The sequence below is a fragment of the Aeoliella sp. genome (assembly GCF_965227375.1).
Taxonomy (GTDB): domain Bacteria; phylum Planctomycetota; class Planctomycetia; order Pirellulales; family Lacipirellulaceae; genus Aeoliella.
This window is the reverse complement of the sequence record NZ_CBDDFX010000001.1, coordinates 385,385-406,568: the sequence shown is the minus strand read 5'-3', so window position 1 is coordinate 406,568 and position 21,184 is coordinate 385,385. Positions and strand designations below refer to the sequence as shown.

Below are 21,184 nucleotides of genomic sequence, written 5' to 3'. Positions count from 1 at the left end.
CACTCGTCAGCGTCGTTTATTTCGTCGGCACGGGGTCGCGGGACACGTCGGCTGCGCCGTTGGTCGGTTTTTCAACTCCCTGGGACTCCGCCGCCTTGGCTTGTCGCTCTTTCCACACGGTTTCGATGATGTCGCCACCAACGATGCCGTACAGACGGGGCCGCGGCGGGATGAGCGAGGTATCGACGTCCTCGTAACTGAGCGTCGGGTCGCCCTTGGAGTCGAAGTCGGCCACGGTGGTCTTCAGCCACTTGCGATTCTTCTCCTCGAACTTGTCGCACCATGCTTCGGCCTGATGGCGACGCTCGGTGGGGTCGGTCGACTCGATGCCCGGCATGTCGAAGGCCGGCTTGTAGTGGGCGCCGCGGCATTCATCGCGAGCCAGCGCGCCCTTCAGCAGTGCCTTGGCGATGGGGAACATGTCCAGCAGGCTCTTGGTGAACATCACATTCTGATTGGTCCACATGCCGGTGTCCGAAAGCGAGCACTTTCTGGCTCGCTCGTGCAGCTCGGCCACTTTCTCGATGGCGGCCGTGAGCTGCGTGTTTTCGCGCACCACGGTGGCGGCCTTGGTCATCTCCTGGCCCAACTCTTGATGAATCAGGTAAGGGTTCTCGCCACCGGTGGGAGCTTCGAGCAATTGCTTGTGCTCCATCTCCTTCTTCGACCGCTCGGCTCGCAACAGCAAATCGAACTCGGGGTCGGAAGCAGACTTGTCCAGGCCGCTCAACGCGGTCTCGATGCAAGGACCGACGAACAAACCGGTGAAGATGCACGACAACAGCGAGTTCGCCCCCAGGCGGTTGCCGCCGTGGTACTGATAGTCGCACTCGCCAATGGCGTACAGGCCGGGGATGTTGGTCTGATGGTTGCGCGGCGAGCCCGGCATCAATCCGCCGGCGGCGGTTCGCTCGTAGTCGGCCCACAGGCCGCCCATCGAGTAGTGCACCGCGGGGAAGATCTTCATCGGCACGTCCCGCGGGTCGACGCCCTGGAACTTCTCGTAGATGTGCAGGATGCCGCCCAGTTTGCGGTCGAGTTCCTCGCGCGAGATGTGTGTCAGGTCGAGGTACACGCACTGCTTGTCGGCTTCGACGCTGAGGCCCTCGTTCACGCAGACGTTGAAGATTTCTCGCGTGGCGATGTCTCTCGGCACGAGGTTGCCATACTTGGGATACCGCTCCTCGAGGAAGTAGTAACGCTCGCTCTCGGGAATGTCGCGCGGTGCGCGAGTGTCTTGCGGGGTGCGGGGCACCCACACGCGGCCGCCTTCGCCCCGGGCGCTTTCGCTCATCAAACGGAGCTTGTCCGCACCGGGAATGGCGGTGGGGTGCACCTGGATAAATTCACCGTTGGCGTACTTCGCGCCGTACTGCACGCTTCGGCTGGCGGCGCTGCCGGTGCAGGCCATGCTCATCGTGCTGCGGCCGAAGATCAGCCCGCAACCACCGGTGGCCAGCACCACCGCGTCGGCCGGGAAGGCGCGAATCTCCATGGTCACCAGGTTCTGGGCGGTGGCTCCGCGGCAGCGGCCGTCATCGTCGATCACGGGGCCCAGGTAGTCCCAGCCTTCGTAGATGTTCACCTTGCCAGCGGCGTGCTGGCGGCGGACCTGTTCGTCGAGGGCGTACAGCAACTGCTGCCCGGTGGTGGCACCGGCGAACGCGGTGCGTTTGAACAACGTTCCGCCAAAGCGGCGCTGGTCGCGATAGCCTTCCTGAGTGCGGTTGAACGGCACGCCCAGACGGTCCATCAAATCGATGATCTTCGGCGCCCAGTTGGCCATTTCCTGCACCGGCGGCTGATGCTGCAGGAAGTCGCCACCGTACACGGTGTCGTCGAAGTGCAGGTACTCGCTGTCGCCCAGTTGGCGAGTGGTGTCGTTCACGCTGTTAATGCCACCCTGGGCACACGCGCTATGCGAGCGCTTCACTGGCACCAGGCTCATCAGGTCGACCGCGATGTCCAACTCGGCCAGCTTCATCGCCGCGGCCAAGCCAGCCAGTCCGCCACCCACTACTAAGACACGTTGCTCTGACATTTCGTCTATTCTCCACTCTCGTCTTCGTCGGTCTGGTTTGTCGTGTCCTCGTTGCTGACGGTCTTGGCCGACATCGCTGCAGGCTCTTTCGAATCCGCGTGATGCGACCGCTTGTGCTCGTCAGGAGGAATCAGACCGGCTTCGACCTGAACGGTGTACATTTCGTCTTCGATCGCCTGGGCTTGTTCGATCGACTCTTGGCTGCTGCCGACCTTGCGAGCACCCCAAATGGCGCCGAGGCCTACCACGCCCAGCAGCACCGACGCAGCCAGGCAGACCTTCAAGGCGTTGGCCTGGGCGTGAGGTCGGGTCCAGATGCCCCAGGTGATGCCGGCGGTCCAGATGCCGTTGAACAAATGGAACGCCGCGGCCAGCACGCCCAGGGCGTACAGCAGCGAGACCAGCAAGTTCTGCATGATCAGCCCGATTGAGGAAGCCGCGTTGTACGGGCTGAACTGGGCTCCGCCCCATCGCTCGGCCACGCTGAGCCACCAGTCGAAGTGGAACCATCCGTGCGTTTGAAAGACGTGCCACAGGATGAACAGGAACAGGTAGATCCCCGTCACCCGCTGCATCGTGTACCGCCAGTTGGCCTCGTAGGCATAGTTGTTGTTGTTGGGAATCATCCCCACCGTGATGCCGATGCCCACGAACATGTGGAACAGAATGGGAATGAAGATGAAAACCCACTCGACCAACGGCAGAATGCCGCCCAGCGAGTGGATGGCGAGCACATTCTTCTGGAACGCCTGGGCACCGCCTACGATGCTGGCGTTGACGAATAGATGCACACAGACATACCCGCCGAAGATGATGCCGGTTAAGGAGTGGAGCCGGCGAATCAGAAACTCGTGGCGGACAAAAAACGACGGCTCAGTTCCAGCCACCGCGACACCTCGTGGGTTCGATACCAGACGGCTCGCGGGCCACCGCGCCAAAATGCACACTGTGTGCACATGTCGTTGGCAGACCGCGAGTTAGGATGACTAATCATCCGTAGTATAGAGGGGTGGGCCGAAGTCGCAAGGTGGTGCGGCGACCGCGATTGTGGAGTTGGGCAACCACATTCGACCCGCTGCGGTCGAATCAACCGCCCGCAATGCGCCCGCTACAAGCGCTCTAAATGCCGGCCGACTTGCCGAGCGAAGCTCGCTTGGCCCGATACTGCTCGGCCAGGTCGGTGCGACCCTGCTGCTCGAGCAGCGGGATCAACCGGTCGTAGGCGGCCAGGTAGTCTTCGTCGAACCGGATGGCGTTGATGTACGACTTCGCGGCTTCTTCCGGCTTGTCGAGGTTGTCGTAGCACAACCCGCGCTTATAGTAGTTGCTCGCGTTCTCGAAATCGAGCCGGATGCACTCGTTGAAGCTGTCGATCGCGCTTTCGTACTCCCCAAGCTGGAAGTAGGCGTGGGCCCGATTGCGGTAGGCGTCCGCGTAAATATTGCTGAACGTGATGGCCGCATTGTACGCCCGAATCGCTTCGCGGTACTCACCCATCTTGGCATGGGTGATGCCCTGCCACAGGTAGGCGCGAGCGTCCTCGAAGTTCAGCGCCTGGGTGTCCTTCAGGTCCCGCAGCGCGAGTTCGTACTCGCCCATGTTCACGAAGCAGATGGCGCGGCGGAAGTAGGCCTCGCCCTTCTGGCGATTCAACTTGATCGACTCGCCGAGTTCCTTCACCGCCTTGCCATACTCGCCCAGGAACCGGTGAGAGATTCCCTTGTGGTACTGAGCTTCGGAACGGACGTTGTCGTACTGAGAAGAGTCGGGCAGCTGGTTCAGCAGCGCGTCGCAAGTCTCGAGGCTGTCCTTGAAAGCTTGCTGGCGGACCTCTGGGTCGTTGGCTGTCTTACCCAACTCCTCGTACACCACCGACAGGGTGATGTATCCCTGTGCGAACGGTACGTCCTCTTGGCCCTCTTCTGGCTTGAAGGTCTCGATCGCCTTCTTCAGTGCGTCGACCGCTTCGGGGTACTGCTCTTGGGTAATGTGGATGGTCGCCAGGCTCGAGTAGGTCTCGTGGTCGTCCGGATCCAGTTCCACAGCGCGATTCAAGTCGGCAAACGCTTCGTCGATGTCGTTCATCGAGGCGTACGCGGTGCCTCGCAGCCGCAGCGCTTCGGCGTCATCGGGATTCGCTTCCAGGTACTCGGTGAGCAGCGGCTCGGCTTGCGCGCCGAAACCAGGCTGGAACGGGCTGCCCAAGGCGTAGGCCTTACCCAGCGCGAAGCTGTAACGCAGGTCCTTGTGGTTGGCTTCGTGGGCTGCTTGCAGGTCGGGCAGGGCGGGGCTGAGGAACTGGCTGCCCATGTCCAGGTACATCTTGCCGCGGTAGTACTGCATCTCCGCCCGCAGGGCTTTCTTTTGGGGATCGGAGCTGTTGGTCAGATCGTCGACTTTCTTGAAGTCTTCCAGAGCCTTCTGGTACATCTCCTGCCCTGCCCAAGCCTGGCCGCGGCCAATGTACGCAGCGATTTCGGCTGGGATGTTCCCCTGCTGGCTCGCGGCGACGATGATTTGGGTGTAGATGTCGGCGGCCTGGCTCCACTCTTCCTGATCCAAGGCAGCCTTGGCCTGAACGAAAGCGTTTTCTCCGCCCTCGGTATCGTCCCCGACGTCGTCCTGAGCGGTCGCAACCGTCGCCATGGCCAGTGTGAGCACGGCAGGAAAGAAGGCGAAACGCAGGAAGTTGGTCGTCGACATGTTAAGCCACCTCGGGATGGACCCACCACACGGTGCAGGGGGGACAGGATGTTGCCACGCCAGCGGCAGTGCCGGCAGGTACTGTTAACTTATCACTCAAAGGAAGGTGCGGCGGTGCGTAAATATCTCGCCCGCTAGCGGTGCACAAGCGCACCTGTGGTAATCATCGTACCGGTCCGTGTTTCAGTTGCCGCCCGATTGCCCTTTCGCCCGGCAATTCAGGCCCCCACGGGTGGGGTCTTTCCGGTCGCAACGGAACGGACGACACTCCGCTTGGGTTGTCCTACGGTGGGAGTCGCCCCGAGGTTCGCACCGAGTGGGTGTTAAGCTGTGACGATTCGTCACAAAGCCTTTCACCCGCCCGACTGGCGTGACCGATGCAACCAGTGCGGTACGCCCTCTCCCCCCGGCAAATTGAGATGCTCAGGTTCGTTTTCATCGCTGGCTGCATGTCCCTGGCCCTGGCCGCCGGTCAATCGACCGCGCAAGAGGTGCTGCCGGCTGCGCCGCTTTCGCTCGATGCGGTGGAGGCTATCGCACTGGAGTCGCATCCCGCCATCGCCGAAGCCGCCGCCAGGGTGCGGGCGGCGCGGGGCAACTGTTTGCAAGTCGGCCTGCCGCCGAACCCGACCATCGGGTATACGGCCAGCGAGATTGGCGACGACGATTCCGCGGGGCAGCAGGGCATGTACGCGGGGCAGACGTTCATCCGCGGCAACAAGCTGGGACTCAACCGGCAGGTCGCCTTGCAGCAGATTCGCGAGAAGCAACAACAGTTGGCGGTTGAACAACTGCGAGTACTGACGGCGGTGCGAATCGCGTTTTACGATGTCTATCTCGCGCAGCGGCAAGTCGAACTCAGCGAAGCGCTAGTCGCGGTGAGCGCGCAGGCCAACAAATCGGTGAAACAACTGTTCGAGGCCCAGGAAGCCCGCCGCATCGACGTGCTGCAAGCCGATATCGAGCTGGAACGGATCGGCGTGAAGCTGGCCCAGGCTCGGGCCACTCAACAGGCCGCCTGGAGACAGCTGTCGGTGGCAATGGGGCAGCCCAACCTGGACGCGCAAAGCGTTGAAGCCGATCCGGCGAAGCTGGAGTGGACGCTCAATTGGGAAGCCTCACGGCAACTGGTGCTGGACAGCAGCCCGGAATTGGCCGCTTTGATGTTCGACGTGTCGCGAGCGCGGGCGGCCCTCGCCCGGGCGTGTGTCGAGCCGATTCCCGATGTCACCGCGCAAGTCTCCGTGCAACAAGACACCGCGACCGACTACACCATCGCCGGCGTGCAGGTCGGCATGCCGGTGCCGCTGTGGAATCGCAACCAGGGGGGCATCCGCCAGGCGCGGGCCGAATTGACCGCCGCCCAGCGGAAGCTCGAAGCGGTGGAGCTCGACCTCACCGCCCAGCTCGCCCAGCGGATGCGGGAGTTCGAAGCGGCCAAGGCGCAAGCCGACGCCTACCAGGACGGCATTCTCCGTCGCGCCGAAGAGAACATGGAACTCACCCAGCAGAGCTACGACGCTGGCGAGGCCACCTACTTGGAGCTGCTGACCGTGCAGCGAACCTACTTCGAGTCGAACCTCGATTACCTAGCCACTTTGGGCCAAGTGAACCGCAGTGTACAGACTTTGGCGGGCCTGCTGGTCGGTACCCGAGGTGATTGACCTTGCCCAAACTGGACCCCGGAGTATGCTTGAGGTAGCCATGAATGCCGCTTGCAATCCAACTCGGTGGTCCAAAGTGCTGGTGCTGGTCGCACTGCTGCACTACCTGAACGCCTGCCCCTGCGGCTGCCTGGAGCATCACGCGATCTATCAGGCTGTGGCGGGCGATGGCCATCACCACCACGATCACGACGCAGATGATCCAGCGGATTCGGAGGCCGATGCCTACCATTGCGACGGCCCGTCGGACATCGTGTTCGCGGCGGGTCGTGGCGACGCCGATGCAAACGCTGCAAGCGCATCGCTGATGGCCGCCAGCATCGCCCCTCCGCCCGCGGCGCCCTCTCTGCAAGCTACGTCCCTCAAAGCCAGAGCCACGGCGAACTCCGCGCTCGGGGTATGCGCCGAACTTCAAGTGATGCTCATCTGAGAGCCCACGCACCGCTCTAACTGTGCTCTCGTTCCGCGCTGCGATCGCGCGGAAGTTCATGCTTCGGTTGTTCGCGCACGCTGCGCTGCTTGGATTCGCTATGATGAAATCACTCTCCATTGCCCTGCCCGTGGTGCTCGTCGCCGGCGTGGCGACCGGTCTGTTGGTACGGCCGGCCCTCGAAGGTTTGCTGGCCACACCAGAGGAGGATCCGCACGTCCACGAGACGGCTTCAGCAGAGCCTGACCACTTGCCGCTGTCGTTCGAAGCGGTGCAGAACCTCGGGCTGCAGGCCGAGCCGGTGACATTGTCCGACTTCGTAGTGGTCCGCCGGATGCCGGGCGAGATCATCGAGGCGCCGGGGCTTAGCTCGCAGAAGATCGCCGCGCCGGTCAGCGGCAAGATCGCCCGACTGTTCGCTGCCCCTGGCATGTCGATCCAACCGGGCGACCCGCTGCTGGAATTGGAGATCATCGACGACGAGTTGATGCAGGCCCAACTACAACTGTTGGAGCTTCAAACCAAACACGAAATCAACTCGGCGGAACTCAAGCGTCTAGGGCCGCTGGCCGATTCGGGAGGCATTGCGGGTCGCAAGCTGTTGGATCTGGAATACGATCTGAAACAGATCAAGGCGTCGCTCTCGCGCACGCGGCAGGAACTCGCTATGCGTGGTTTGAGCGACGAGCAGATTGCCAAGATCGAGAACTCCGGCCAGGCGATCAAGCGACTGCGAATCTCGGTGCCGCCGCTGGGAGCGATCGAAGGCGAAGATTCGTCGGCGTCGCTCGCGGAACTCGCCAAAGTCAAGGACAGCCTGGCGCTAGAGACCTTGCTGGTGGAGGTGGGCCAAAACGTCACTCGCGGCGAAGGCCTCGCTTCGCTCGAAGTGCATGGGCTGCTGATGGTGTGCGGACATGCGTTCGAGAGCGACGTCGACCTGGTATCAAAGATCGCTACCAGCGGTGAGGAGATCTCCATCGAATTCGGCGTCACCGACGAAGGCAAAGTCGAGCCGGGCTTTCGCATTCAGCACGTGGCGGGGCACGTGGACGAAGTCACCCAGACCTACCACTACTTTATTCCGCTCGAGAACGAAGTGGTCCGGGAGTCAAAGAACGCTCTCGGCCAGGTGTTCCGCACCTGGCGCTACAAGGTGGGGCAGCGAGTGCACACGTTGATTCCAGCCGAGCGGCTAGCCGGGCAGATTGTCCTGCCCCGCGACGCCGTGGTGCAGGACGGGCCCGAGTACTACGTGTTTCGCGAGATACCGTTCGACGTACTCGAGGCCGAGCATGGTGTGTACATGGAGATGGAGCGGGTGCCGGTAAAGGTCGTGTCGCGCGACACCAACTTGGTGGCGATCGATCCAAGTGGTCAGCTCAAACCAGGGGACCGCGTGGCCATGGGTTCCGCCTACAAACTGCTGCTCGCCTTCAAAGCTCAGCAGGAAGGCGGCGGCAGCGGCCACGATCATCACCACCATTAGGCTCCCGGCTCCCAGAGTGCCATTCCACCAAACACACCTTCGACGACCGACGACATGCTGAATGCCATCATTCGATTCTCGCTCACCCACCGCTTGGTGATCGTGGCCCTGGCGCTGGGCACGATCATCGCCGGTAGCCTTGTGGCGACGCGGTTGCCGATCGACGTGCTGCCCGACCTCAACCGCCCGCGAGTCACGCTGGTCACCGAATGCCCCGGCTTGGCGCCGGAGGAAGTGGAACAGCGCGTGACGTTCCCGTTGGAGACGGCCGTGAACGGCGCCAACAGCGTGATCGCGGTGCGCAGTGCGTCGGACGTGGGGCTTTCGATCATCTACGTGGAGTTCGATTGGGGCACCGACATCTATACCGCGCGTCAGATCGTGCAGGAGCGGATTGCCACCGTCGAACAGCGAATGCCCGAGGGGATCCACCCGCAGATCGGGCCGATTTCGTCGCTGTTGGGGCAGATCATGATGGTCGGCATGTGGAGCACCACCGGCGAGACCTCGCCGCTGGAGGTGCGCACGCTGGCCGACTGGCAGGTGCGTCAGACACTGCTGACCATCCCCGGCATTTCGCAGGTCATCACCATGGGCGGCGGCCGCAAGCAATACCAGGTGCTGGCCGACCTGCACAAACTGCACACCTACGAGATCTCGCTCGAAGAATTGGAGGAAGCGCTGCGGGCGAGCAACCTGAACGTGACCGGCGGCTACGTGAACAGCGACTCGAAAGAGGTCCTGGTCCGCGGACTCGGTCTGATCCAGAATCTGGACGACATCCGCAGTATCCCGATCAAGCGACTTGGTCCCCGTTCGGTGCTGGTGAGCGACGTGGCCACGGTCGAGGAGCGTGCGCAGATCAAGCGGGGCGACTCGTCGGTCAACGGTCGCGACGCGGTGGTCATCACCATTCAGAAGCAACCCTCGGTCGACACGCGATACCTGACCGAACAGATCGAACAGGCCATCGAGCGGATGCGGGCGACGCTGCCGCCGGATGTGGTGATCGATTCGACGTTGTATCAGCAGCGGGAGTTCATCGATTTCGGCATCGCCAACGTGGCCGAGGCGCTGGAGATTGGCGCCGTGCTGGTAGTGATCGTGTTGTTCGTGTTCCTGCTGAACTTCCGCACCACGTTCATCACCCTCACGGCGATCCCGCTCTCGGTACTGACCACCGCGCTGGTGTTCAAGTACTTTGGCCTCTCGATCAACGTAATGACGCTCGGCGGCATTGCCGTGGCGCTCGGCGAGTTGGTGGACGACGCGATAGTGGACGTGGAGAACATCTACCGCCGACTTGGCGAGAACGCCCGACGCGCGGAGCCGAGGCCGGCGCTGCAGGTGATTTATGAAGCCAGCAGCGAGGTACGCGGGGCGATTATCAACAGCACGATTCTCGTGATCGTGGTGTTCGCCCCCCTGTTCGCGCTGGCGGGCATGGAAGGTCGGTTGTTCACGCCGCTGGGCATCGCGTACGTGGTGTCGATCATCGCTTCGACGGTGGTGTCGCTCACGGTCACGCCGGTCTTGTCGTACTACCTTCTTTCCAAGAAGCCGGTGAAGTCCGAAGACGCCGATGGTTGGGTGCTGAAGACGCTCAAGCGGATCACCGCCCCGATCGTGCGATTCAGCACCAGCCGCACCGGCTTCACGGCCGTGGCCAGCGTGACCGCCGCGCTGATCCTGGCGAGCCTGGTGCTGGTGATGGCCATGGGCAAGAACTTCCTGCCGCCGTTCGACGAAGGTGCGGCCCAAGTGAACCTGTACGCCCCGCCTGGCACGTCGCTGGAAACGTCGCGCGAGTACAGTCGCGACGCCGATAGGCAGTTCACCATGCTGCTGGCCACCGAAGAGGAGCCGGAGAATCCCTTGCTGAGCTTCACCTGCCGCACCGGCCGGGCGGAACTCGACGAGCACGTGATGGGCGTCAACGTGAGCGAGTACGTCATGACGCTCAACCCCAAGAGCCCTTTGAATCGCGAAGAGCTGAAAGAAGTGTTGCACCACGCGGTAGAAGACATACCGGGCATCGAAGTGGAAGTCGAACAGCCGATTGCCCACCTGATCAGCCACATGCTCTCAGGCGTGACCGCGCAGATCGCCATCAAAATCTATGGCGAAGATCTGGCGGTACTCAAGAGCACGGCCGACGACATCAAACGCGAGATCTCCGACATCGAAGGCATTGCCGATCCCGTGGTCGAGCAACAATCGAGCATTCCCCAAATGCGAATCGAGCCGAAACGCGAAGCCTTGGCCGACTATGGCACCAGCGTGCAGTACTTGCTCGACTTCGTGGAAACGGGGTTCAACGGCAAAGTGGTCTCGCAGGTGATCGAAGGCGAACGGGTGTTCGACCTGGTGGTGCGGCTCGACCAGGAGTCGCGTACCGACCTCGACGCCCTGCGGTACATGCCCGGCGGCGAGCGGGTGCCGCTGCAAAAAGTGGCCGACGTGTACGAGGCAGTTGGCCCCAACACCATCCAGCGCGAGAATGCCCGACGAAGGATCGTGGTGCGCGTGAATACCGCGGGACGCGACCTGGCGGGCGTGGTGGCCGACATCCGGTCGAGGATCGACTCGATGGACCTGCCCAAGGGCTACTACGTCGCGCTCGGCGGCCAGTTCGAAGCCCAGCAGGACGCCACGCGGCGCATCCTGTGGCTCAGTTTGCTTGCCATCGTGGTGGTGTTCGGCGTGCTGTACGCCAGCTACCCGTCGGCCAGCTTGGTGCTCCAAATCCTACTGGCCCTGCCGGTAGCGTTCGTCGGTGGTGTGTTCGCCTTGTTAATCACGGGGCAGGACATGTCGGTGGCCGCCATGGTCGGTTTTATATCCCTGGGCGGCATCGCGGCGCGGAACGGACTGCTGTTGGCTTCCACGTATCTGGACCGCTGCCGCGAGCAGGGACTCGAGATCGAAACGCTCGTGCAAGGCAGCCTCGACCGCGTGGCGCCCGTGATGATGACCTCGCTAACCACCGGCCTGGGCCTCGTGCCACTGGTAATCGGCGGCTCGCTGCCCGGCAAAGAAATCCTGTTGCCGGTAGCCACCGTGATCCTGGGCGGCCTGGTGACCTCGACGCTGTGCGAGTTCCTACTGCGCCCAGGATTGTTCTGGTTCCTGCCGCCGAAGCGATTGATTGAACAAGGTGCGGAAGAGGAGTTGGCGTTCGAGTGAGGAGGGCGTGTAGGTGCAGGGTGTAGATGTAGGCCGTAACAAGCTTGCGCAGTTACGGCAAACGTCGCGAGCAGTTCTGTGCCGTAACTGCGCAAGCTTGTTACGGCCTACGGGCTGTGTTTGGTGAAAGTAGTGCCTCCACCCCCGCTGCCCTCCCCGCACCAAATGCAGGTGCGACCCTCCGGCAAGCGGGAGGGTGAAGGGACGTTACCGCTTGAAACTTCCTCAACCGGCAACGATACTAAGGTACTCGCGAACCGCCGCACAGGAATCCAAATATGAGCAAACACGCCAATCATCATAAGCACCAGGACGAGCACCATCATAAGGCAAAGCCGAAGCATATGAGTCGTCAGAAACTGTATAGCCTGGTGGCGGTCGGATTGATGCTGGTGGCCATGGTGGTTTACGTGATGACGATGGACGAGTCGGAACAGCCGGGCGGCGAGATCGATCCCGCGGTGCCGGCCGATGTGAGCGAATAGCGGCGGCGGGATTGCGTCGCGGCGGGCTTTTCTGATTCCCACTTTTCCCGCCTTTCTGCGCCGGTGTTGATAGTATTCTTACACCCGGTTTGAGATAATACGGGGTTGCTCCAGCGGGAGTACGCCCACCTCTGGGGACCTGCGTGCGCGGAGGTTTTCCTCAGGGGGCGATTCGCTCGTTCGGCGGAGCGAATGGCCGCGATTGGGGTTTTGTCCCCGTAGAAACATGCGGGGAACAACGCGATGGGTTTTGTCGCACCCCCCGAATGGTTTGGCCTTAAAAACAAGGGTTTTTGCCGCTTGGGTGGGACCAAAACCACTGGAGTTTTGGGCCAATGGTTCGTGTTGTGGGACAAAACCCCCGGTTTTGGGCCCATGGGTTTTGGTCCAATGGATCGATGGTTGGGGCAAAACCCGTTTAGGGTCCCACGACGGACTTCAGGGAAAACCGCGTGGCGGCCGGCAGTTTCGACGGCCCCGCGAAGGAAACCTCGACATCCAGTTTTAACTATAATGATCCTGCTCGGGGTTCCCTCTTCGGATCCGCTCTTCGGAGATTTAGCATGCGAGGTACACTCAGGCGAAGCGGTTGGTGGTTTGCGCTCAGCTTGCTGGTTGTGGTCGGGTCGCGGTCGCTGGCGCAGCCGAACATTGTGCTGGTGATGGCCGACGACCTGGGCTGGTGCGATACGAGCAATTCGCTCACCACGATGGGTCACCCAAGCGACTTCTACGAGACGCCGGCCATCGATCGCCTGGCGGCCGAAGGCATGGCGTTCACCAACGCTTATACGAACGGAACCAACTGCGCGCCGACTCGCGCGGCCATCCTCAGCGGCCAGTGGGCGCAGCGGCCAACAAACAATGTGTACCAAGTGCAAAGTTTGAACCGCGGCGGCGACGACGCCATACTGATTGGCCCGCCGCAGGGTTTGCCCAGAAACGCCAATGCGATTCCCACGCGCACGCTCACCTATGCCGAGCACTTGAGGAACAACGCGGACTACGCAACGGCCCACGTCGGCAAGTTCCACGTCGCCACGTCCGGCAGGCGGATCACGCAGCAGCATGGGTTCCATCACAACCTGGGCGGCGGCCGCGCGGGGGCGCCTTCGGCGTACCACTCCGACAGCGGCGAGTTCGGCCCGAACATCAGCAGTTCGCTCGACGTCTTCGCGGGCCACTACAACCACGACTACGTCGAACGTCACATCAAACCTCACGCCAGGAACCATCGGGCCGAGCACATCGATCCATTGGTCGGCACGCCGGTTCATGTGTCGGATGCGATGGCCGATGCGGCGATCTGGTTCATGCAGGAGCAGAAGTCGAAGCCATTCCTGGTGCAGTTCCATCCGTTTGCTGTGCACACCCCAATCGGCAAGAAGCACGCGCGGAAGGATCTGTTGGTCAAGTACGAAGCCAAGGAGCCTGGCGAGCAGGATAGCCACGCGTCGTTCGCTGCGTTGATCGAAGGGCTGGATCAAAGCGTTGCGCGACTCATCCATTACCTGCAAACGACCGATGACCCGCGCAACCCGGGGCAGACACTCGATAAGAACACGCTGGTGATCTTCTACTCCGACAACGGGGGCAAGTTGCCGCAGTCGAACAACGGTCCGTTGCGCGGCCAGAAGGGCGAGCTGCGCGAAGGAGGCATTCGTGTGCCGATGATTGCCTGGAGCGGCAACCCCAAGCTGGTCGACGCAGGCACGGTGAACGATACGCCGGTCTATGGCATCGACTTCTACACGACCTTCGCCGCGCTGTCCGGCGCCGGGCTGCCTGATGGGGTGACGCTCGACGGGGCCGACCTTTCCGGCATCCTGGCCGACGCCGACAAGTCGCTCGAGCGCGACGCGCTGTACTGGCACCTGCCGGGCTACTTGATCGGCGGCGGTCGCGATCAACGCCCGCAGTCGGTGATTCGCTCCGGCAAGTGGAAGCTGTTGTACAACTACGAAGATCAGTCGTTCGAACTGTACGACCTGGAAACGGACATTGGTGAAGCGAACAACCTGGCGGCCGGCGAGGCGCAAGTGGTTCGCGAGTTGGGCACGAAGCTGATGCAGTGGCTGGCCGACACGAGCGCCCCGCTGCCGAGTTTGCGCTCCGGAGAGCTGGAAGTCGACGCGGCAGGACCCTATTACGCGGATGGAGAAATGGGCGAATCGAGCGGCAAAATGGTCATCCAGGCAGGCGAGCAAGTGCCGTTTGTACTGCCGGCGCAGTAGTTTGCGCGTCGGCGGCGACACGTTTTCCACTGCGTGGATTCCCCCAATACCCCCCGTGCGATCCCGGCGATACAATCTCGGAAAGATGGAAGGATCCGACTCGTCGCCGGAGGCGAGTCTCGCCTCTAGTGGTCATTGCGGGGGTCAGGATGATCGAGATTGACGAAGCCTACGTCGACGCGGCAGCACCGAATGCCAGCGCCATCCAGAACGGTCGTGGACTGGTAGCCAAGGGAAAGTTCGTCTCCTTCGCCAAGAGCGAAGACGAGACGCTGTTGTTCGGCGAGTGCCGCGGCAGCGGGAAGTCGAACTACCACTGCTCGTGCGACTTCATGAAGGCCGACGCGCCGACGCACCGCTGCAATTGCCCCAGCCGCCAGTTCCCTTGCAAACACTGCCTGGGCCTGATGTACGCCTTTGCCCAAGGCAAGACGTTCAAGGTGGCCGCGGTGCCCGACGACATCGCCGAGAAGCGCGACAAGCTCGTGTTGCGGCGCGAGAAGCAGAAAGCCAACGCCGACAAGCCACGCAAGGTCAACAAGACCGCGCTGGCGAAGAAGATCAAGGCGCAGCTCGGCGGGCTCGACTTGCTGGAGCAGCTGACGCACGACCTGGTGCGGATGGGCATGGGCAACACCACGGCCAAGACCGCCTCGCAGATCGAAGAGCAAGCCAAGCAGTTGGGCAACGCCTTCCTGCCCGGCGCTCAGTCGGCCCTGCACAGCTACACGATGCTGTTCGCCGACGAGGGTGGCAAGGTCGGCCGTAAGAAGTCCGCTTCGCACGAAGCGATCTACAGCGAAGCGCTCGACCAGCTCACCCGACTGCATGCGTTGATCAAGCAAGGTCGGGCGTACCTGAACAATCGGTTGGACGACCCGGAACTGAAGCCCGAGACCGACACGGCCATCGCCGCCTGGCTGGGCCATGCTTGGCAGTTGCGGGAGCTTCGCGAAGCGGGCTTGGTGGAGACCGACGTCGAGCTGCTGCAGTTGGCGTTCAACACGCACGACGACATCGCCCGGCGGGAGTTCGTCGACACGGGCATTTGGATGAACCTCGGCAGCGGCCGCATCGTGCTCACGCAGACGTTCCGACCTTACAAAGCGGTGAAGTACATCCGCAGCGACGACAGCTTCTTCCAAGTGGCGGGCGTTAAGGAACTGTGCGTCTATCCTGGCGACGTGAACCCGCGGGTGCGGTGGGAGGAGATGTCGCCCCGCAAGCCAACCACCAAGGACTACCAGACCATTCGCAAGCACGGTCGGAGTGACATCGCCGCGCTGGTGAAGGAAGTGAAGGGTCACCTCAAGGCCCCGCTGGCCGACAAACATCCAGTGTACGCGATCAGCTACAAACGCATGGCCGAAGCGCCCGATGGTGAGCTGGTAATTGAAGACGCCAAGGGCGAACGGCTGGTGCTGACCGACGCCGGCATGACCGAAGAACCGCCGAGCAGCTACCTGCTGCGATTGGTACCCGAGGAGCTATTCACCAATCAAACGCTGATCGCCCGCTTCCGTCATGACCTCGATACGCAAACGCTGCGGATCAAGCCGCTGGCGATTGTGACCAAGAACGAAATCGTCCGTTTGACATTTTAATCGCGAGCACCCATGAGCATTGCCGTACTCAACGAGGTCTACACCGAGACGCGACGCTTGGCGATCGCCGGCAGCGGGCTGGCGACGGGCGACTTTCGTTTGAAGAAGCTCGTGCCGCCGCTGGAGAAAGCCGGCACAAAAGCGCCGGTATTCGCCAAAGTGGCCGAAGCGATCGGGCGCGTGGTGGAGAGCGACACCAAGACCGCTTCGGCGGCCCTGCTGGAGCTCAGCACGCTGGTCACCGCGGTGCTCTACACGCAAGGCAAAACCGGCATCGAGGGCAAGCTCAAGCCGATCGAGACCAGTGGCCTCGCCGTACCCACGGCCAACACCACCGCGCGGACGCTCAAACCGTTGATCGAAGCGCTCACCACCACCGGCTCGGGCCGGCAGGAGATCATCGAAGACGCCTACAAGCGGGGCGCGTTCCGCGACTTGCGATTGGTCAAGCCAGCCGTCGTGGCCATCGACGACGTGTACGGCGAGATCGCCGACTTTGTGACCGACAAGGTGCTGCCGATCTACGGTCAGGCCATCCTGCCGGAACTGCGTGAGTCGTTCGACATCAAGGGCAAGGGTTCCCACGTCCGGCGGCTCCGCTTGATGAACACGTTGGATCCCGAAGGCACGCGAGAGTTGGTCGAGCAAGCGCTCGACGAGGGTTCGAAAGAAGTGAAGGTGGCCGCCATCGAGTGCTTGAAGGACTCCAAGGGCCACCTGTCGTACCTCTTGGAACAGACCAAGGCCAAGACGAAAGACGTCCGCCGGGCAGCTTTTGCGGCCATCGCCCGGTTTACCGAGACCGACGTCGTGCAGTCGCTGATCAAGGCTCTCTCGGGCAAGGACAACGAACTGGTGATCGCGCCGATCAGCGAGAACCGCAGCCCGAAACTACTGGAGCATGTATTGGCCGAGAGTCGCAAACAATTCGACGAATTGTTAGCGGCCACCGACAAAGCGAAGCAAGCCAAGTTGCTAGTGCAGTTTCAAACGCTCCTGGGGTGCTACTACCGCCGCAACGAAAAGGAGACGATCGATTTTCTGCTCGACTGCTTCGAGCGGCGGGAGGAGATTGGCAAGCTCAAGGGCTCGAGCCTGGGCGGAGCCGAGCTCAACCACACGATTGCCACGCTGATCGTCCTCAGTGGGGACAAGCGAGCCCAGAAAAAGTTGGCCGAATCGCACGAGTCGCTCGACTACTTCACGCTGGAGTGCGCGATGCTGGCCGCATTGCGGACGATGAAGCCGGAGCAGGTGCTGCAAGCCTTTGGTCCTTACTACGCGGCCAAGCCATCGAAAGGCAAAGGCGCCAACATCGCGAAACTGAAGCGGCAAACGGTCGTCCAGTTGCTGCATCAAGTCGCTAGCAGTCAGGGCGCGCTGGACCAATACTTCGCACGCGGCTTTCTTCACTCGTTGCACACCAATCCGCGGTTGGTTGGCGAAGTGCAACTCGATCCACGGTGGCTCGACGAGGCCATTTCCGCCGGCGACCGCTTCCTGGTCTGCCACATGGCGAATCCCAAGCACGCCAGCAGCATGCGGTACCTGGCCGGGGCGGCCGACAATCTGCTCAAGAAGTCGTCGGACGACCACGAGTTGGACATGGTGCTCGAAGCCATGGTTCGCACTAAGCACCCCAAGGCCACCGAGTACCTCATCAAAGGGCTGGAAAAGGAAAACCGCCGCAAGTCGCGGTACTACATGGCCTTCTGGCTGGTGCGCCTGGTGCCCGACTTGCCCAAGTCGTCCGTGCCCGCACTGGAGAAACTGGTGCCCAAGCTCAACGATCGACTGGCGGACCATCTTATTCCCCAGCTCGATGAACTCAAAGCGAAGAAATAGGCTCGAAACCCATGGCAAAGAAGAAACCGGCAAACAACTCAACCAACGGTCAGACGCTCCGCGAGCCGGCCGAGGTGATGTTCGCCGAGGAACTCGAAGCGCTCGTCGCAGCGGAAAAGCATCCCGTGCCGACCGGTTGGCGGATGTCGCCCCGCTCGGTGCTCACCTACATCTGCGGCGGCAAGTGCGGCAAGCTCGACATTACGCCCAAGTACATCGGCCACGACCGGCTCGTGGAGATCGCCATCTCGACGCTGGTCACCGACCGCGCGCTGCTATTGATCGGCGAGCCCGGCACGGCCAAGTCGTGGCTGTCCGAGCACCTGACCGCGGCCATCAATGGCAACTCGACCCGCGTCGTGCAAGGCACCGCCGGCACCACCGAGGAGCAGATTCGCTACACGTGGAACTACGCGATGCTGATCGCCCACGGGCCGAGTCACGACGCGCTGATCAAGAGCGAGATCTTCCGCGCCATGGAAGAGGGAGCCATCGCCCGGTTCGAGGAGATCACGCGCTGCGCCTCGGAAGTGCAGGACGCGATGATCTCGCTGTTGAGCGAGAAACGGATCTCGGTGCCGGAGTTGGAGACCGAAGTCGCCGCGGCTAAGGGCTTCTCGATCATCGCCACGGCCAACACCCGCGACCGCGGCGTGAACGACATGTCGGCCGCGCTCAAGCGCCGGTTCAACATCGTGGTGCTTCCCTCGCCGAAGCAGCTGGAGACCGAGATCGACATCGTCGCCAAGCGAGTTCGCGAGTTGGCGTCGAACCTCGACCTGCAAGCCGAGGTGCCGGCGCTCGAGGCGATCGAAAAGGTAGTGACCATCTTCCGCGAACTCCGCACCGGGCAGACGCTCGATGGCAAGAACAAGCTGAAGAGTCCCTCGGGCGTGCTGTCGACGGCCGAAGCCATTTCGCTCTTGGCAAACAGCATGGCCCTGGCCGGCAACTTCGGCACCGGGTCGGTATCGGCCGAGGATCTGGCCGCAGGGCTGCAAGGCGCGGTGGTCAAAGACGAAGAGAAGGACCACATCGTCTGGCAAGAGTACTTGAAGAACGTGGTCAAGAAACGCGGCAGCGATTGGCGGCCCCTGTTCAATGCCTGCATGGAGCATCATGCCTGAAGCGATCGACTCGGTGCATGTGTTCGGCGTGCGGCACCTCTCGCCATCTGGCGCGTGGCACTTGCGGCGGTACCTCGACGAGGTGCAGCCCGAGGCCGTGCTGATCGAGGGGCTGTCGGACGCAGGCGATTTGATTGCCGACATGACGCGGCGGGAAACCAAACCGCCGATCGCCATCCTGGCGTACACCGAGGACATGCCGGTCCGTACGCTGGTGTACCCGATCGCTCGCTACAGTCCCGAGTATCAGGCCATCGCGTGGGCCAAAGAGAACAACGCGGCCGCCGAGTGGATCGACCTGCCCTCCGACGTGTTCTTGGCGCTGCAGAGCGTGCGACCGACCGTCGAAGCACCGCTGCCTGAGCACGACGAAACAGCTCCCAAAGCCAAAGAAGACGAAGACACGGACGCCGATGGCGACGACGAAGACGACACACTAGCCGAGCCCGCCACCGCCCCACCCGAGCGAGTGTCGCTGTACGATCAGTTCGCGCAGCAAGCTGGCGAGCGCGACTACGAGACCTACTGGGAGCGGCAGTTCGAGCACAACTTGTCGGACCACAGCTACCGCCTGGCCGCTTTGGAGTTTGGCAAGGGACTGCGGGAACTCGACGTCCGCTCACCGCTGTTCATGGCCGAGAACCTGGTCCGCGAAGCGTTCATGCGGCGACGAATCCAGGAGGTGATCGACTCGGGCGTCGCGCCGGAGAAGATCGTTGCGGTCGTGGGAGCCTATCACGCTTCGGCGCTCGGAAGCGACCTTCCGCCGATGACCGATGAAGAGCTGGCGTCCCTCGCCCGCCGGCCGAGCAAGCTAACCTTGATGCCGTACTCGTACTACAAGCTCTCGTCGCAGTCGGGCTACGGCGCCGGCAACCAGGCGCCGGCTTACTTCGAGCTGCTGTGGGAGGCATTGCAAGAGGACGACCTCCACGGGCTTTCGACGCGTTATCTCTCGCTCGTGGCGCGGGACATGCGCACTTCGGGCACGCATCGTTCGACCGCCGAAGTGATCGAAGGCGTGCGGCTGGCGCAAACGATGTCGGCCCTCAAAGGGGGCCAAGCGCCGACACTGTCCGACCTGCAAGACGCCGCGGTGACGCTCATCGGACACGGTCACCGGATAGCGGTTCGCGACTCGCTGGTGAAAGTGGAGGTCGGCACGGCGATTGGCGAGCTTCCGCACGGCGTGAGCCAGACCTCGATTCAAGACGACTTCGAGCGGCAACTGCAGCGACTGAAGCTGGAGAAGTACCGCAAGACAGTCGCCGAGCGAGTGGGGCTCGACCTGCGCGAGAACCGCCGCGTGAAGAGCGAAGCGGCCGCGTTCCTCGACCTGCATCGCTCGTCGTTCTTCCACCGCCTGCGGGTGCTCGAGGTGCCGTTCTCCAAGCCGGAGGCCACTCGACAGGATTCGGCCACGTGGGCCGAAGCGTGGGTGCTGCAATGTTCGCCCGAGTCGGAGATCGCCCTTGTCGAAGCGGTGCTGTTGGGCGAGACGGTGGAGTTGGCGACCGCGTACAAGTTCAAAGCAACGCTCGAGAAGTGCACGTCGCTGGCCGACGCTGCCACCGTGGTCCGCGATGCCTGTTTGTGCGGCATGATGGACTCCATGGAACTGGCCCGACAGAAGCTCCAGGCGCTGGCCGCGACGAGCAGCCAGTTCGACTTGCTGGCCATCGCCGCCTGGCAGTTAGGATTGGTGGTCCGCTACGGGGACGTGCGCCAGTTCGATCCCGGGCCGATGGTGCCGCTGGTGGAAGAGCTGTTCGTCGGTGCGTCGCTCGCGCTATTCGCCGCAGCGGGGTGCGACGACAGCGATGTGAAACCGATGATGCAAGCGATCGACGCGCTAAACAATGTCTCGCTCGAGTTCCACGACCGCGTGGACGAAGACCTGTGGATCGAACAACTCCAGCGACTCTCCGACGCAGACAATCGCAACCCGATGCTCTCCGGATACGCGTGCGCGATCTTGCTGGAGCGTGGGGCGATCGAGAACGACGCGCTGGCGCGCGAAGTCTCGCGGCGGATCTCGCCCGGCGTGCCGGCCGACCTGGGAGCGGGCTGGTTCGAAGGCCTGGCGCAGCGCAATCGCTACGCCCTCTTAGCGCGGCAGAATTTGTGGGAGCAACTGGCCGAGTACATCGCTTCGCTGGACGACGAGGAGTTCCGCCGCGCGCTGGTGTTCCTGCGACGAGCCTTCGGGGCGTTCGACGCGAACGAGAAACGCCACATCGCTGAGAACCTGGCCGAGCACTGGGGCATCGCCGAAGACACAGCCAGCCAGCTGCTCGAAGCTCCGCTGAGCGAAGAGGAAGAGAAGTCGCTGGATGATTTGAATGAGTTTGATTTCGACGATTTGTAGATACGCGT

The 21,184-nt window shown here is 62.4% G+C and carries 13 protein-coding genes; 10 read left to right on the top strand and 3 right to left on the bottom strand.

Annotated features, from left to right (window positions below; genetic code table 11):
* Positions 1-16 precede the first annotated feature (16 nt).
* The 3 genes from sdhA to ACQK2L_RS01695 all read right to left on the bottom strand — a co-directional run bounded on the left by sdhA (position 17) and on the right by ACQK2L_RS01695 (position 4,744).
* Entirely contained in the window at positions 17-2,041 is a 2,025-nt protein-coding gene (gene sdhA, locus ACQK2L_RS01705; RefSeq protein WP_425395203.1) for a succinate dehydrogenase flavoprotein subunit, read from the bottom strand.
* Positions 2,042-2,046: 5 nt separating this feature from the next.
* Positions 2,047-2,928: a succinate dehydrogenase cytochrome b558 subunit gene (locus ACQK2L_RS01700; protein ID WP_425395202.1), complete on the bottom strand. Its 882-nt coding sequence runs from the start codon at positions 2,926-2,928 to the stop codon at positions 2,047-2,049.
* 232 nt (positions 2,929-3,160) lie between these two features.
* The gene (locus tag ACQK2L_RS01695) at positions 3,161-4,744 is read right to left on the bottom strand and encodes a tetratricopeptide repeat protein (protein WP_425395201.1); all 1,584 of its coding nucleotides are present in this window, start codon (positions 4,742-4,744) and stop codon (positions 3,161-3,163) included.
* A 419-nt stretch (positions 4,745-5,163) separates the two neighbouring features.
* On the opposite strand from ACQK2L_RS01695, the gene ACQK2L_RS01690 reads away from it, so the two are divergent.
* The 10 genes from ACQK2L_RS01690 (at position 5,164) to ACQK2L_RS01645 (ending at position 21,176) form a co-directional block, all read left to right on the top strand.
* Positions 5,164-6,408: a TolC family protein gene (locus tag ACQK2L_RS01690; RefSeq protein WP_425395200.1), complete on the top strand. Its 1,245-nt coding sequence runs from the start codon at positions 5,164-5,166 to the stop codon at positions 6,406-6,408.
* A gap of 40 nt (positions 6,409-6,448) precedes the next feature.
* Entirely contained in the window at positions 6,449-6,838 is a 390-nt protein-coding gene (locus tag ACQK2L_RS01685; RefSeq protein ID WP_425395199.1) for a hypothetical protein, read from the top strand.
* 100 nt (positions 6,839-6,938) lie between these two features.
* Positions 6,939-8,327: an efflux RND transporter periplasmic adaptor subunit gene (locus ACQK2L_RS01680; protein ID WP_425395198.1), complete on the top strand. Its 1,389-nt coding sequence runs from the start codon at positions 6,939-6,941 to the stop codon at positions 8,325-8,327.
* Positions 8,328-8,381: 54 nt separating this feature from the next.
* Positions 8,382-11,513, top strand: a complete 3,132-nt coding sequence (locus ACQK2L_RS01675) for an efflux RND transporter permease subunit (RefSeq protein WP_425395197.1) — start codon at positions 8,382-8,384, stop codon at positions 11,511-11,513.
* 278 nt (positions 11,514-11,791) lie between these two features.
* Complete coding sequence (locus ACQK2L_RS01670) at positions 11,792-11,998, top strand: hypothetical protein (protein ID WP_425395196.1); 207 nt, start codon at positions 11,792-11,794, stop codon at positions 11,996-11,998.
* Between the two features lie 563 nt (positions 11,999-12,561).
* Positions 12,562-14,232, top strand: coding sequence for a sulfatase (locus ACQK2L_RS01665; RefSeq protein ID WP_425395195.1), 1,671 nt, complete (start codon positions 12,562-12,564; stop codon positions 14,230-14,232).
* Positions 14,233-14,381: 149 nt separating this feature from the next.
* Positions 14,382-15,836, top strand: coding sequence for an SWIM zinc finger family protein (locus ACQK2L_RS01660; RefSeq protein ID WP_425395194.1), 1,455 nt, complete (start codon positions 14,382-14,384; stop codon positions 15,834-15,836).
* Between the two features lie 12 nt (positions 15,837-15,848).
* Complete coding sequence (locus tag ACQK2L_RS01655; protein ID WP_425395193.1) at positions 15,849-17,681, top strand: HEAT repeat domain-containing protein; 1,833 nt, start codon at positions 15,849-15,851, stop codon at positions 17,679-17,681.
* A gap of 11 nt (positions 17,682-17,692) precedes the next feature.
* Positions 17,693-18,808, top strand: a complete 1,116-nt coding sequence (locus ACQK2L_RS01650; RefSeq protein ID WP_425395192.1) for an ATP-binding protein — start codon at positions 17,693-17,695, stop codon at positions 18,806-18,808.
* Complete coding sequence (locus ACQK2L_RS01645; RefSeq protein WP_425395191.1) at positions 18,801-21,176, top strand: DUF5682 family protein; 2,376 nt, start codon at positions 18,801-18,803, stop codon at positions 21,174-21,176. The genes ACQK2L_RS01650 and ACQK2L_RS01645 overlap by 8 nt, the downstream gene beginning before the upstream one ends.
* Positions 21,177-21,184: the final 8 nt, after the last annotated feature.

What these genes read in the sequence shown, in the direction of transcription:
- sdhA (WP_425395203.1), bottom strand. Translation starts at nt 2,041, where the DNA reads ATGTCAGAGCAACGTGTCTTAGTAGTGGGTGGCGGACTGGCTGGCTTG.
- ACQK2L_RS01695 (WP_425395201.1), bottom strand. Translation starts at nt 4,744, where the DNA reads ATGTCGACGACCAACTTCCTGCGTTTCGCCTTCTTTCCTGCCGTGCTC.
- ACQK2L_RS01690 (WP_425395200.1), top strand. Translation starts at nt 5,164, where the DNA reads ATGCTCAGGTTCGTTTTCATCGCTGGCTGCATGTCCCTGGCCCTGGCC.
- ACQK2L_RS01685 (WP_425395199.1), top strand. Translation starts at nt 6,449, where the DNA reads ATGAATGCCGCTTGCAATCCAACTCGGTGGTCCAAAGTGCTGGTGCTG.
- ACQK2L_RS01680 (WP_425395198.1), top strand. Translation starts at nt 6,939, where the DNA reads ATGATGAAATCACTCTCCATTGCCCTGCCCGTGGTGCTCGTCGCCGGC.
- ACQK2L_RS01675 (WP_425395197.1), top strand. Translation starts at nt 8,382, where the DNA reads ATGCTGAATGCCATCATTCGATTCTCGCTCACCCACCGCTTGGTGATC.
- ACQK2L_RS01670 (WP_425395196.1), top strand. Translation starts at nt 11,792, where the DNA reads ATGAGCAAACACGCCAATCATCATAAGCACCAGGACGAGCACCATCAT.
- ACQK2L_RS01665 (WP_425395195.1), top strand. Translation starts at nt 12,562, where the DNA reads ATGCGAGGTACACTCAGGCGAAGCGGTTGGTGGTTTGCGCTCAGCTTG.
- ACQK2L_RS01660 (WP_425395194.1), top strand. Translation starts at nt 14,382, where the DNA reads ATGATCGAGATTGACGAAGCCTACGTCGACGCGGCAGCACCGAATGCC.
- ACQK2L_RS01655 (WP_425395193.1), top strand. Translation starts at nt 15,849, where the DNA reads ATGAGCATTGCCGTACTCAACGAGGTCTACACCGAGACGCGACGCTTG.
- ACQK2L_RS01650 (WP_425395192.1), top strand. Translation starts at nt 17,693, where the DNA reads ATGGCAAAGAAGAAACCGGCAAACAACTCAACCAACGGTCAGACGCTC.
- ACQK2L_RS01645 (WP_425395191.1), top strand. Translation starts at nt 18,801, where the DNA reads ATGCCTGAAGCGATCGACTCGGTGCATGTGTTCGGCGTGCGGCACCTC.